Below are 13,472 nucleotides of genomic sequence, written 5' to 3'. Positions count from 1 at the left end.
TCATTTATTTATCGCTCAAAATTGTTTGATCGATATACCTTAAAAACACTCTTCATATTTAATAAAACATTCCTAAATTTTATAAATTTGCTTTCTTCTGCTTAATGAAAACGGCCCCTTTGTCTGTAAGGAATAGCCCCAAGGGCTTTATCGCACAAAAGATTAGAAAAATTAAAATAGTGACTATCCCTCCTAAAAGTCCTGAGAGTATTGAAATTTTGGATATCATTAGGTAAAGGGCAATTATAAAAAAAGCAGAAAATAGAGATGGTGAGAATTTATTAATTAATTGATAACAAGTTATTCTTGTGTACATAATTATAAACATGAGCGTTAATAAAAATCGTAAAATACTGGCGATAACAACAGCATAAGCGACTCCAATCACGCCATAGTCGAGACCAAACCAAACTGAAAAAAGTAATATAAACAATGAAGTAACTTGCTTAATTGTTAATATTTTCACTAAGTCGTAAGCAGCTAAGAATGAATCCATAAATGAAGATAGGGCTCTAAAAATAATACAGCTTGCAAGTATCTGTAATAAATCACCGACTACTCCCCACTGACTTCCCATCATAATAAGTACAATTTCGTGAGCCCCAACAATTAAAAGAATCGAACCAAGTGTTAGGGCCAAACTTAATAATGACAGGGACTGTAAAAAAAAGACTACCAATTTATCTTTCTCGGACTTCATTGCTGCCATAACTGGAAATACAACACGATCTACAACAAGTAAATATATCTGATTAGGAAAATCGACAAGTTGCATTGCCCTAGAATAATTTCCGAGCGTGGCACTTCCTAAAAATCGGCTTACAATGGCAATGTCTAATTGTTGGCTAAGTAAACCCAATGTATTATTAAAGAAAAATGCAGAAGCATATTTGCTAATCTCAACCAATTCTTTTTTATAAATTTTATAGCGCAGGTTTCCCCACCCTTTTTGCAATATAAATAAAATAGAAATTAACTCTGAAACCCATAAACCGATAATGATCGCCCAATAACCTATATCGAAGTAGAGCAAGGGTACGGTTACAAAAACATTACCCGTAATAGTGCCAAATGCCTGCACTTTTCCTATAAAAAGAATGTTCCCACCGCGTTGTAATAAAGCAGAGCAAATATTGCTCACTCCAAGTAATAGAAACATCAAACTGGAAACTTTTAATGGCAAGCCAATTTCTTCAATCGTTAATATGTCAGCAATAGAAGTACCTAGAAAAATAAGTGTAATACTCACTAATGTGCATAGCCCAACAGATAAACCTAGTGCGCTGCCTATATGACGCTCGCTGATTAAAGGGCGTTGTATAACGGTTCTTAGTATTCCCATGTCGGCGACAAGGTACGCAAATCCGAAAACCATAGTAAAAGCAGCCACGACACCGAAGTCTTCAGGGGTAAGAAAGCGCGCAGTCACCATTAGAATGAATAATCTAACTAACTTTGACGAAATAGTTAAAGCAGCCATTGTCCCTATGCCAGATACCACTGACCGATTTTCAGACATTATAACCTCCTGACTAAAGAGGCAGTTTTATATACTGATAAAAAAAGAATACGAGGTGGCATTTTTTTAAATTCTGATTTTCTAACCGAATTAGTAATGTCTTTGGTAATTGATATATTTTGGGCTAACGTTTTTAGCGCGTTTTGCCAGTCGTTTTTATTCGTCAACTGTTTGCGCCATTTTATATAACGCCCCAAGAGATCAAAAAACAGCCGGCTATACATTCGTTCAATGCTAATATTTTTATTTTGGGATAATAAGTATTTATCAAGCGCGTGAACGTTATTGGCAATAAGAAAGTAATCAGGATTAAACTTTTTACTCACTGACTCATCATTTAAGTCATAAAAGTAAGTACCTTTACAGTAATCGATCATTCTCGATTGCGTAAAAATAATACGAGACAATAATTCATCTTTGTAGGTTTTGCTCATATCTTCAAAACTATCTAAGAATGAGTAGGCAGAAAGAAATATCGACTTTCTATATACGCCGAAACTATGTGCTCCCCAACCATCTATGCAAGATTTAAAGACATCATCCCCAGATTGAGGCCAAGAATCAGTGAACATATTAAACGGGACTGGCTCACCTCCGCCAACTTTCACCTGGGTGAATAATACAACATCAATATTTTTCGTAAATTTTTCAAGTGCCAACTCGATCGCATTTTCAGAAATAGTGTCATCTATATCTAGATATACGATGTATTCACCCTGCGCTTTTAAAGCACCTGCTCGGCGAGCTTCTGCTGCACCGGCATTTTTTTGATCCACAATATGAATGTTTGAATAACTTTTAGCTAACGTTTCAAGCTTTGATAATGATTTATCTTGAGAGCCATCATTTATAACAACCCACTCAATATTCGGGTATGTTTGAGCTGCAACGCACTCATAGCATTTATCAATAAAAGACTCGCCGTTATACACTGGTGTAATAATGGAGACTTTTTCATTGATTTCGTCTATTACCGTCATTATCAAATACTGCCCATACTGTTATAAGCAATATACCAATCAACAAACTGCTGCATGCCATATTCAATCTTTGTATCAGGTTTAAACCCAACTTCTTCTTTCAAACTGTCAATATCAGCAAACGTGGCAGGGACATCGCCCGGTTGCATGGGTAAGAAATTCTTTTTAGCTTCTTTCCCGGACGCTTTTTCAATCGCTTCAATAAAGGTCATTAGTGCGATGGGTTCGTTATTCCCGATGTTAAACACTTTATAAGGTGCTTTGCTTGAAGACGGTGACGTATTGGGGTTTTCAGCATTACGCTGTGGTACTACGTCTTGAATGCGAATAATGCCTTCAACAATGTCGTCAATGTAAGTGAAATCGCGCTTCATTTTGCCATGATTAAATACTTTGATTTCGCGGTCATTCAATATTGCATCCGTAAACAAGAACGGCGCCATGTCGGGGCGGCCCCAAGGACCATACACAGTGAAAAAGCGCAACCCTGTTGTGGGTAAGTCGTATAAATGACTGTAGCTGTGTGCCATTAATTCATTCGATTTTTTTGTCGCCGCATACAGTGATACCGGATGATCGACTGCGTCTTCGGTGGAAAACGGCATCTTTTCGTTCATGCCGTATACCGAACTAGATGACGCATAGACCAAATGCTGTACTTTATTATGCCGGCAACCCTCAAGAATGGTGGCCATACCCACTAAATTTGAATCAATGTACGCCATTGGGTTTTCAATTGAATAACGCACACCTGCTTGAGCGGCCAAATGTATAACGCGTTCGAATTTCTCATCGGCAAATAATTTAGCGATACCCTCTCTGTCAGCTATATCGATTTTAATAAACGTAAAATTATCGAAATGTGCAATTCGCTCCAAGCGAGCGAGCTTTAAATTAGGGTCGTAATAATCGTTTAGGTTATCTATACCAACGACTGTATGGCCTTGTTCACATAACTTTTCAGCAACAAAATTACCAATAAAACCAGCTGCGCCGGTTACTAAGTATTTCATTTGTACTTCCTTTAATTTATTCGCTAGGGGCGTTAATAATGCTATAGGCCACTATCTATAGTTTGAGTCGACGCATATATATGCGACTCATTTAATAAGCGTTTTTGTCTGTAAATGAACGGAAAATAGTAAAGAAGACGATTTTTGCGTCCATCCATAAAGACCACCTACGAATATAATCTAGGTCGTATTTGATGCGCATTTCCATTTTCTCTATTGTGTCTGTCTCACCACGCCAACCATTAATTTGTGCCCAACCGGTAATGCCAGGCCTAATTTTGTGACGCAGCATGTAGTAAGCCACAGCTTTGCGATATTCCTCGTTGTGTGCAGCGGCATGCGGTCGCGGCCCAACAACTGACATTTTGCCTTGCAATACGTTAACAAATTGCGGTAATTCATCGAGAGATGTGCGACGAAGAAACGCACCAAGCTTGGTGATGCGCACATCATTCTTTGTCGCTTGGGTAACAACATCAGAATTTTCTGTTACGGTCATTGAGCGGAATTTATACACCTTAATGTCTTTACCATTCAGGCCGTAACGACGTTGTTTAAAGATAATGGGCCCTTTCGAAGTGGTCTTCACCGCAATCGCAATTATCAATAACGGAATACTAATGAGCAGTAAAATGGCGCTCGCGAGTAAGATATCTTCAATACGTTTAGTTAACGCATACGAACCGCGCATGGGGTTGCAAAACACGCTTATTGTTTGAATGTTTCTTACATGCGCCATCGAGGCACTCATAATACTGAACATATATAAGTTAGGCACAAGCTGAACATTAACCGTGGTATTGCCCAGTAATTGTAAAATAGCGGTGATGCGTTTTTCAGCCGATAACGGTAAGGCTATGTACACAACATCAAATTCGTTTAAACGCGCGTGGTCAACTCCATCGTCAACTTTACCGTTTATCATTCCGTGGTAGGTTTCCGGTAGGCGTTCTAAGTCTCTGTCATCATAAATGGCGGTTAAACGGTAGCCAGTTTGCGGATTGGCAAGTATTTCTCTTGCAAGATTTTCTCCTTCGGTAGTTAACCCAATAATAGCTACGTTCCGGGTGTTTAAACCTTTACTGCGTATACGACGTAAGAATAAACTGAAACATCCTCGCCAAATTATTAACAGAATCCCTGTTAATAAAAACCAGGCAGAAATTGCGCCTCTTGAAAGATCCGCATTCGATTGGTCCCAAAAGAGATAGAGCAAAATAAGAACGAAAGACAGCGACCAAGACAGCAAAGTATTAAAAACAATCTCTTTGAAAGCGCCATCACGCCATGAACGATATAGCGCCAGCATTTCAGCTGTAATAGAAAAGCCAATAATAGAAATAAGGAAAAGTACAAAAAAGTCTTGCGTGTAGTGGATTTGAAAAATTGATAACGCCATCACCAAAGCAAGCTTTATAAACAATAAATCGGTCAGTCGATAGAAAGTCGCAAACTTATTAATGTTATTTTTGATAAGACCATTTTGTAGGACCATATCCCACCTCCTTGTAATAACATATTTTTAACATATGGTAAGGTTCAACAAGCTATATTACTGATGCTTAAACCCACTAAAATTTATTTCACAATTTAAAAAATTCAATTTTTAAATTAAATGACATGCATAAAAAACGAGTGATTTTCAACAATTAAACTCACACTATATAATTTAATAACTTAATCATTAAAAAAGGGTAGTTTATTTCGCATGAAAAGGTGAATACCTGTTCCATCAGTAAATTCAGCGACACATCTTATATTTATTAAGTTTCACGTCAAGAAAATTTCAAACAACTGCACATTTAATTAATCGTTAGAATCAATTAGTTGAATACGCTCACATTAAGAAGAACCATTTATGATAATCTAAAAAAATATGGTATATCCAATCTAACATATTCCTATCAAAGCTAAGAGTAGTAAAATATCGTTTTATTTGTATTTTTTTTGTTAACAAATAAAGATCCAGTATTTTATTTACCTTATGTTTACTTAAAAAGTCTTTATTATTAATTTAATATGAATCAAGTTTATTTTCCTTTACCGAGATAATTTTAAAGGCTTATAACTTAACGATCCTGACTTACAAACAGCAAAAATCGAACCAATGCATTTTCGCGTTAAATGTAATAGCGGAATATGCATGTTATACAAAGGTTTAAGACGCAATATTGGAAATAATGTTGGTAGGGTAACGATAGTTTTCCCCTGCTCTTGCTCCGAAAAGGTGAATTAATATGCACAACAATCGTGCTGGGTTTATTTTTTACCTTTAGCTACAGATTATTCAGAAGTTGGGATTTGACGTAATACAATCTCATTTGCAATTGTTGACAACCGTTCGCTCTTGTCTTCATCACAAAATACATTTTCAACGAGCAAGCTTGCTAAATAACAAATTTTAATCCGCTGCGCCTAAGTTTTCTGTCGGTACGTATTCCCTGTTATCAAATGTGGGGTCATGCAGTTATGGTAATTTGCTAGCTGCTAGTAACTAGTTACAATTTCCATCAGTCAGTTAATGCGAATCTTGTTTTCGCCCGCTATTTTTCAAGATGGGGCATTAGGCTATTTAAAAATTATTTAGAATTAATTGGCGTCGCGCATAAACACTAATGTTGAATTGAATCAAATATAAAACCCAACTATGACCAGTCTATCGAATATATAGTCTATTACATAATTGAAATGCTTAGACCCAAAGACAACTCATGAATCCGTCAGGTATATGTAGCTACCAGAGCGCACTAAAAATACCAAACAACATCATTGTCTCTAGCTTGCAAGAAACACTTCTAACTTAGGTTTTATCAATAGGGTCATCACAGGTGATAAGATTAATGCCACGGGCAATACCATTAAATAGCTGGCTAAAAACGCTTCACTGAATAGCGCTAAATCCCTCATTCCGATATTACTATACGTAGTGCTTAGGGCCATAATGGCCTCCATGCAGATTGCCATTCCTGATCCAAAAATCAGGTTTTTGTGTACAGCGGAAAAGCTGCTAAAAAATGCCTCTACCACCTTATTTATGACCCACATCACGCCGACGCCCATGGGAAAAAGCACACTCACAGCCTGAACAAAAGAGAGCGCCCATTGGCGAACGAAAACATCAGTAAAGCCAATGTTCGAATAGGTCAAGATCCCTGTGAACAGCCCACCAAGCACCATGACCATAGTGATAATGACCAAAATTTTTTTTATCGTGCTTTGCATAATATCTAGCCACCAAAATTATTTATATACCAGAGCTTTATGATAGCAATGTAGTTGACAATATCAACTATAAATTTAATTTCGTAATCGCATTTTAAAAATAAACACGTGGGCTAATCACACACTGCTGTTATCAACGATAGTAGCAGCAAAAATGTGACTCTAGTCTCACGATCGTTATAAATAGCTGTCATAACAAAACGCCGATAATTAACACGGTTGCAACAAATAAATACGTAACACATTAATAAATAACGATATTTTAACATCGTATTTTTATGATAATGTCATTTAACTGACATAATCGACTGTTCGTCGAACAGTAACTATACAGTTTTAAGCAGCTGGTTATTATCGAAGAGGGAGCAATTTTATGGTTAATATTTAATCTTTGTGTCAGGAGGCACTTATCCCCTAGAGCAATATCACCGTTAATGCTGAACTATCAAAAAATCAGTTAAAGCCGAGTAGTCTTCGGTTTAAAAAAACAATAATTTCAACGATTTAAGTATAGTTACAGGTAAACAAGATATGAAGAGAACAACAATAACACGTAGAGAGTTACTTGGGTGGATTGGCAAGACGGCAGGGGTTGCCGTTATGTATCAAGCAATGTCTTCTCTAAGCTTAGCCGCTGAATCTACTTTCAAACCCGGCTTTAAATTATCCAAAGCCCCAAAAGGCGCAAGTATTCTAGTATTGGGAGCAGGTGTCGCAGGCATGACAGCCGCTTATGAATTGCGTAAAGCTGGCTATAAAGTGCAAATTCTTGAGTATAATGAGCGAGCAGGCGGACGTTGCTGGACCATTCGAGGCGGCGACAGTTTTACTGAATTAGGTGGCGAAACACAGCACTGTAAATTTGAAGACGGCGGTTACCTCAATCCCGGCCCTTGGCGTATCCCCTATCATCATCACGGTATATTACATTACTGCCACGAATTCGGCGTCAAGTTGGAAAGCTTCGTACAGGTGAATTATAACGCCATGGTGCACTCAAGCGAGGCATTTGGTGGCAAACCAAAACGTTACCGTGAAGTACAAGCTGATTATCAAGGACACGTGGGAGAGTTACTCGCAAAATGTGTCGATCAAGGATCTTTAGATCAAAGCATAACCCCCGAAGATAGACTCAAGTTACTGGAGTCACTGCGTAATTGGGCCGGATTAGATAAGTCAGGGATCTACCGTAAATCCCTTGAAAGCAGTTTAAAACGAGGTTTCGCTGTGCATGCTGGCGGCGGATTAATGCCCAAAGCTGTACCGTCTGACCCAATTGATTTTTCAGCTCTGCTTCAATCTGACCTGTGGAAGACTATTTCACAAGGTCAACAAAACGAGCACCAAACCCAAATATTTCAGCCTGTCGGTGGCATGGATGGCGTCGCAAAAGGCTTTGAACGTCAAGTTAAAGATCTCATCACCTATCAGGCCAAAGTCACAAAAATACAGCAAGATGACAAAGGCGTTGCCGTCACTTATGTAGACTTAAACACTGGCAAAGAGCAAAGCGCCACCGCTGATTATTGTGTATGTACTATTCCTTTATCAGTGCTTAGCCAAATCCCCGTTAATGTCAGCGGTAAAATGCAGCAAGGTATTCGTTCCGTTCCTTACAATGCAGCTGTTAAATTCGGCTTACAATTTAAGCGTCGCTTTTGGGAGCAGGATGAAGCGATTTATGGTGGCATTTCGTACACCGACCAACCCATTCGAAATATTTCCTATCCTAGTGACAACTTTGGCAGTAAAGGCAAAGGTGTATTGCTTGGGGGCTATATGTGGGGCGCACCGAACGCCTTCGAATTTACCTCAATGACACCTGCGGAGCGCGTTAAAAAAGCAGTCGAAATGGGCGCAAAGATCCATCCTCAGTATTTGGAAGAGTTCGATAGTGGCATAGCCGTTGGTTGGCATCGAGTCCCTTGGACCCATGGATGTTGCGGCGTATGGACGCCTGAAACACGCGAAACCCATTATGATAATTTATGCCAAATAGACGGGCGAATGGTGTTAGCGGGCGAGCATTTATCTTATTTAAACGCTTGGCAAGAAGGCGCTATTTTGTCAGCACTAGATGCGACCGAACGATTACACAAACACATTACATCCGCTGAGGTGGCCGCCTAATGAAATCAAGCATAAAAAGATTAACGGTATTCACTACTCTGCTGTTAGCCAGCAGCACCTTTTCCCTCAATAACTATGCAGCAAACGATGCGAGTGAACATCAAGATGTCACAATATCGAATGCTAGACATTTTGAAGAACAAGGCGGTGAAGCAATCTTTAAATCGGTATGCCAGGGGTGCCATATGTCAGATGCTAAAGGTGCCAAGGGTGTTGCTCAATACCCGGCACTCGCCAGCGACACCAATCTGGCCGGCGCGCCTTATCCGATTTATATGGTATTAAAAGGCCAAGGTGCAATGCCTGGCTTTGCCTCCGTAATGTCTGATCAGCAGATAGCTGATGTCGTAAACTACGTGCGAAGCCATTTTGGTAATCAATATGAAGATCTAGTGCAAGTTACTGACGTGAAAAGTTTGCGTTAATGGGCTGAGCTGGCCATTTATAGTGGCCAGCTCTGTCTTTCAGACTGATAATCAAGCTAACAGGCCAGTAAATACTTTGACCATAGTGATAATAGCTAAGAATTTTTAGCGTGTTGCACAAAATATCCGCTAACCTAAATTAACGCCGTTTATAACGCTAGCACCTATCAAGTCGTTGCTATTAAAAACTATTTTAAGAGGCTTTTGTCTCTGCCTAAACTACACCTTGCTGGATCATCGCATCAGCCACTCGGCGAAAACCCGCAATATTGGCACCTAATACCAGATTACCATCGTGATCAAATTCTTTGGCAGTTTCACTGGCCACTAAAAATATATTCTTCATAATCTGCTTAAGTCGCTGATCCACCTGCTCGAACGTCCAGGTTTGCATACTGGCATTTTGCGCCATTTCTAATTGACTGGTTGCGACACCTCCGGCATTGGCAGCCTTGCCCGGCCCATAAGCAATACCTGCAGCTAAGAATGCATCTACGGCCTCATGCGTTGAAGGCATATTTGCCCCTTCGCTGACCAATTGACAGCCATTTTCCAATAACGCCTTAGCGTCTGCGAGAGTGAGTTCATTTTGGGTTGCACAAGGAAACGCGGCATCTGCGCTATAACGCCATACACTATGACCATCCGCTGGATATTCATTAACTGGGGTATGTACTGCCTCGGGATAGGTATCAATATATTCAAGCAAATCGCAGCGTCGCCCCTCTTTAAGTCTTTTTATCAATCTTAAGTCAATTCCACTTTCATGATAAAGCGTACCGGATGAGTCGCTACAACTAACGGGTGTAGCCCCTAGTTGATAGAGTTTCTCCATCGCATAAATGGCCACATTGCCAGCCCCTGAAACTAAACAGCGCTTCCCTTGTAAGTTGTCTCCTCTTTCTTCCAGCATATAATCAGCAAAGTACACCGCGCCATAGCCTGTGGCTTCCTTACGCACTAACGATCCTCCCCACAATAAGCTCTTACCAGTGAACACTCCTTCGTAGCGACCAGTTAGGCGTTTGTACTGACCAAACATGTAGCCAATTTCCCGCGCACCCACACCGATATCCCCAGCGGGAACATCGCATGTGGGCCCAATATGTCGATAAAGCTCACTCATAAAGGATTGACAAAAGCGCATAATCTCAGCATCCGAGCGCCCCCTAGGATCGAAATTAGCACCACCTTTTGCACCGCCAATGGGTAATCCGGTCAGGGCATTTTTAAATATTTGCTCGAAACCTAGAAATTTTACAATCCCCGCATTCACAGAAGGATGAAATCTTAATCCTCCTTTGTATGGACCAAGCGCAGAATTAAACTCCACCCGATAACCTTTGTTGACTTGAATGTCGCCTTTGTCATCGACCCAAGGAACGCGGAACATGATCTGCCTTTCTGGCTCAACTATGCGTTGAATTATTGCTTGTTTCCTGTAATGGCTGTTCGTTTCTAAGAGCGGCTCCAACGAGCTCAGTACTTCCTCTACGGCTTGATAAAACTCCGCCTGCGCCGGACTACTGCACTTTAAATCTGTTATCGTTCTTTGAATATAAGTCATTAATTTCTACTCTTGATTTGCTCGTTTCGGTCGGTTTCCCTAACGTTTCTTACTGTCTACATTAATAATTTCCACCGATTGCTCACCCCTTTGGGTTTGCCATTTAATACACTGGCCTGTGCTCAAACCGATTAATGCCGAACCGATAGGAGCAAACACCGAAATACTGTCTTCGAACTTGATAGTGTCCGCTGGTAAACATAGGGTTTTGGTAAACGTTCGTTGGGTATCCAATATTTTAAAGGTTACCTGGCTACCGATCGCAACGACGTCTTGGGGTAAGTCTTTGCAGGCAACAATCGTCGCCCGGTCTAGTTCATTCTCAATCGCACGAATGACCTCAGGTGGCAATTTTGAACGCTCAAGTTGAAACTCTAATTCAGCTAAATCAGCCGTTGAAATAATGATGTCTGGTTGTGTATCCATAATCTATTCCTTGCGTTTTAATATAAAAAAAGGGGCTCATATAAGCCCCTTACGTTAACTGGCTACTTCTGTTTATCTTTGCGCTTACGACGTTTTTCTTTTAACGTGCTTTGCGGCTTTTTCTTGTCTTTACCTGTACTCATGAGCTTATTTTCCTCTAAAAAAATTCAATACGTTTATTGCATTAATACCCTTTCAAAGATTAATTACTCCAAAATTTCACCCTCCATTATCCTATCGACTCATAGGCAATTAAATGCTCAAATCTGTAGCACTGTGATTCACCGCAATAAGCTCCCATTCAAGCTCTCCTTGCGATGTTTTCACTTGCGCCACATCTCCACAGCGAAGCCCTAATAGCGCTACACCGATCATTGATGTGAATAACACAATGCCCTCTGCTGGGCGGGCTTTTTCATCTTTCACTATTCGTAGCGTTAGCATCTCTTGGCTAAGCACATTTCTTAATGTCACAGTGCAGCCAACTCGAACACGATTTTCCAAACGCGAAGCTTGACTGTCGCAAAACTCCAGGCGATTAAGTAACAAACATAGCGCCAAAGGATTCAGCAAGATCCGATGGCTAGCGTCTTGAAACACAGAATTGGGTGGGCAAATTAAGGTTTTGCAAAACCTAAAAATATGCATTAGCACGGCTAAATCTCCAACCGAACTGATAACTAAAACAAATGAACAAACAGGGGATATCTGCCGAGCGTAAGGACTACGCTCGGCTTAATTTGGTAAGGTGAGTAAGTTACTCTTTATGGCGACGATGGTGCTATTGTTAAACATAATTCCCTCAAAGTATTAGGCTGATAATAGTCCCCTTTAAAATAAATACAAGAGCAAAAATGCACTCTATTTTAACTATCGTTAGTCGCTACCTATTTCACGATAAACAGTAATAGGTGACGGTACTCCATACGCCATGCATAGGCAGTATTTACACGCTAAAACGCTAATTGTAAGCACCACTATTTTTATGAATCAATAGGTAGAAAAATAACACCTTTAAGCATCCTTTACGGGTAATATCACAAAGGCTCAATAAGCGAAAAAGTAAAAAACGTTGTGGCCATTATTAAAGCCTCAAGTGAATTATCCCCTAGCGGAGCCACTACCTAGATATTGATAATCAGCATTAATAGTCCGTTCAATGCTAAAGCAAAAGTCCGCTGTAAATATAAAGACTTTAATCTGCTATTTTTGTCGGATTTGTTATGTGAATTAATTAACAACGTCTTTAATTACCTGTTCCACTTCCTTGTACTCAGTTGATTCAACAAAACCGATTGAGAACGTTTGCGGTGTATTCAGATATTTGTTTTTATTACTTCGTCCAAAACCTAGCACAGTCATATAAGGCCTACTGGCGTAATCATCTGGGTAGCTGTCATCTTCATGATGAAAGAAATAAATCATCCGCGAGGCTTTTTCATCCCCAAAGGCGTACCATTCAGGGCTAGGTAAATCGCCGCTAAAGCCTTCGTTGATGGGATGAGGTTTGTTGTCAGCCGAGTTAAACCAAAAATCACTGGCATCCATCTCGCCGCCAGGCACACCTTCGTATTGCACCCAATAATGATAACCCTCGCTAACTTGTAGCATGGTGAAATCGCACCGATCTGGGTAGAAGTCCCATTGCCCCTGCCACTTGCCGTTACCTGAGGTAAAGATGATCTGCACATGCTGAGGTGTTTCAACCGAGATGCGAGAAGAGGACGGGTCTGTGCCAGCGTTCATGGCATGAAAATAGCTGCCATCTTGTTTGTGTATTGCATTAGGAAAACCACGATACTCGCCTTTCCAACCCGAGCCTTTGCTATCGTTAAATCCAATCCAATCAACACCGTCTACATCCAGCATACTGGATAACCCGCCCCCTTCTTTTTCGAGGTAAAAGGTTGCATTCGAAATACTAACTACGTACGCAGAAGCGCTACCAGCTGAGTCATCAACGCCATGAGTGAGTGTTACCTGCTTAACTTCAGTGACGCTATTGCAACCCACACTGAATAAGGAGAAACCAAACACAATAATAGCAGCGCATACATTCGAACACGCGGTATATGGGCTTATATTGGACGCTAATATTTTTAACAGCATGGGCTTACTCACCTATAAAAGAGGGGGTCAGTAATCTACTAACCCAGATTTACGTTATGTATAACTATGGTGCGTGCTTGC

At 40.2% G+C, this 13,472-nt stretch carries 11 protein-coding genes; 2 read left to right on the top strand and 9 right to left on the bottom strand.

Going from position 1 to position 13,472, the window contains the following annotated elements:
- Nucleotides 1–79: 79 nt before the first annotated feature.
- The 5 genes from GQR89_RS01190 to GQR89_RS01170 form a co-directional block, all read right to left on the bottom strand.
- Nucleotides 80–1,519, bottom strand: coding sequence for an oligosaccharide flippase family protein (locus tag GQR89_RS01190; protein ID WP_158768365.1), 1,440 nt, complete (start codon nt 1,517–1,519; stop codon nt 80–82).
- Complete coding sequence (locus GQR89_RS01185; RefSeq protein ID WP_158768364.1) at nt 1,519–2,499, bottom strand: glycosyltransferase family 2 protein; 981 nt, start codon at nt 2,497–2,499, stop codon at nt 1,519–1,521. Before GQR89_RS01185 ends, GQR89_RS01190 begins: the two co-directional genes overlap by 1 nt.
- 2 nt (nt 2,500–2,501) lie before the next feature.
- Entirely contained in the window at nt 2,502–3,512 is a 1,011-nt protein-coding gene (locus tag GQR89_RS01180) for an NAD-dependent epimerase (RefSeq protein ID WP_158768363.1), read from the bottom strand.
- 91 nt (nt 3,513–3,603) lie between these two features.
- Nucleotides 3,604–5,007 (bottom strand): undecaprenyl-phosphate glucose phosphotransferase, encoded by a 1,404-nt coding sequence (locus GQR89_RS01175; RefSeq protein ID WP_158768362.1) that lies wholly within the window; start codon nt 5,005–5,007, stop codon nt 3,604–3,606.
- 1,280 nt (nt 5,008–6,287) lie between these two features.
- Nucleotides 6,288–6,734 carry a DUF2798 domain-containing protein gene (locus GQR89_RS01170; protein WP_158768361.1) on the bottom strand — a complete coding sequence of 149 codons (447 nt, stop codon included), beginning with the start codon at nt 6,732–6,734 and terminating at the stop codon, nt 6,288–6,290.
- A 531-nt stretch (nt 6,735–7,265) separates the two neighbouring features.
- On the opposite strand from GQR89_RS01170, the gene GQR89_RS01165 reads away from it, so the two are divergent.
- Both GQR89_RS01165 and GQR89_RS01160 read left to right on the top strand, forming a co-directional pair.
- Entirely contained in the window at nt 7,266–8,864 is a 1,599-nt protein-coding gene (locus GQR89_RS01165; RefSeq protein ID WP_199271358.1) for a flavin monoamine oxidase family protein, read from the top strand.
- Nucleotides 8,864–9,289, top strand: a complete 426-nt coding sequence (locus GQR89_RS01160) for a cytochrome c (RefSeq protein WP_158768360.1) — start codon at nt 8,864–8,866, stop codon at nt 9,287–9,289. The genes GQR89_RS01165 and GQR89_RS01160 overlap by 1 nt, the downstream gene beginning before the upstream one ends.
- Before the next feature lie 214 nt (nt 9,290–9,503).
- Here the strand turns inward: GQR89_RS01160 and gdhA are convergent, their stop codons facing one another.
- From gdhA to GQR89_RS01140, 4 genes are all read right to left on the bottom strand, one after another.
- Entirely contained in the window at nt 9,504–10,856 is a 1,353-nt protein-coding gene (gene gdhA / locus GQR89_RS01155) for an NADP-specific glutamate dehydrogenase (protein WP_158768359.1), read from the bottom strand.
- Between the two features lie 39 nt (nt 10,857–10,895).
- Nucleotides 10,896–11,282, bottom strand: a complete 387-nt coding sequence (rnk, locus tag GQR89_RS01150; protein ID WP_158768358.1) for a nucleoside diphosphate kinase regulator — start codon at nt 11,280–11,282, stop codon at nt 10,896–10,898.
- 252 nt (nt 11,283–11,534) lie between these two features.
- Complete coding sequence (locus tag GQR89_RS21605; RefSeq protein ID WP_255455708.1) at nt 11,535–11,930, bottom strand: GreA/GreB family elongation factor; 396 nt, start codon at nt 11,928–11,930, stop codon at nt 11,535–11,537.
- Between the two features lie 582 nt (nt 11,931–12,512).
- Nucleotides 12,513–13,391 (bottom strand): hypothetical protein, encoded by an 879-nt coding sequence (locus tag GQR89_RS01140; protein WP_158768356.1) that lies wholly within the window; start codon nt 13,389–13,391, stop codon nt 12,513–12,515.
- Between the last annotated feature and the right edge of the window lie 81 nt (nt 13,392–13,472).

This window comes from Paraglaciecola sp. L1A13, from assembly GCF_009796745.1.
In the GTDB taxonomy this organism is placed as follows: Bacteria; Pseudomonadota; Gammaproteobacteria; order Enterobacterales; family Alteromonadaceae; genus Paraglaciecola.
This window is presented reverse-complemented; position numbering and strand designations above follow the sequence as displayed.

What these genes read in the sequence shown, in the direction of transcription:
- GQR89_RS01190 (WP_158768365.1), bottom strand. Translation starts at nt 1,519, where the DNA reads ATGTCTGAAAATCGGTCAGTGGTATCTGGCATAGGGACAATGGCTGCT.
- GQR89_RS01185 (WP_158768364.1), bottom strand. Translation starts at nt 2,499, where the DNA reads ATGACGGTAATAGACGAAATCAATGAAAAAGTCTCCATTATTACACCA.
- GQR89_RS01180 (WP_158768363.1), bottom strand. Translation starts at nt 3,512, where the DNA reads ATGAAATACTTAGTAACCGGCGCAGCTGGTTTTATTGGTAATTTTGTT.
- GQR89_RS01175 (WP_158768362.1), bottom strand. Translation starts at nt 5,007, where the DNA reads ATGGTCCTACAAAATGGTCTTATCAAAAATAACATTAATAAGTTTGCG.
- GQR89_RS01170 (WP_158768361.1), bottom strand. Translation starts at nt 6,734, where the DNA reads ATGCAAAGCACGATAAAAAAAATTTTGGTCATTATCACTATGGTCATG.
- GQR89_RS01165 (WP_199271358.1), top strand. Translation starts at nt 7,266, where the DNA reads ATGAAGAGAACAACAATAACACGTAGAGAGTTACTTGGGTGGATTGGC.
- GQR89_RS01160 (WP_158768360.1), top strand. Translation starts at nt 8,864, where the DNA reads ATGAAATCAAGCATAAAAAGATTAACGGTATTCACTACTCTGCTGTTA.
- gdhA (WP_158768359.1), bottom strand. Translation starts at nt 10,856, where the DNA reads ATGACTTATATTCAAAGAACGATAACAGATTTAAAGTGCAGTAGTCCG.
- rnk (WP_158768358.1), bottom strand. Translation starts at nt 11,282, where the DNA reads ATGGATACACAACCAGACATCATTATTTCAACGGCTGATTTAGCTGAA.
- GQR89_RS21605 (WP_255455708.1), bottom strand. Translation starts at nt 11,930, where the DNA reads ATGCATATTTTTAGGTTTTGCAAAACCTTAATTTGCCCACCCAATTCT.
- GQR89_RS01140 (WP_158768356.1), bottom strand. Translation starts at nt 13,391, where the DNA reads ATGCTGTTAAAAATATTAGCGTCCAATATAAGCCCATATACCGCGTGT.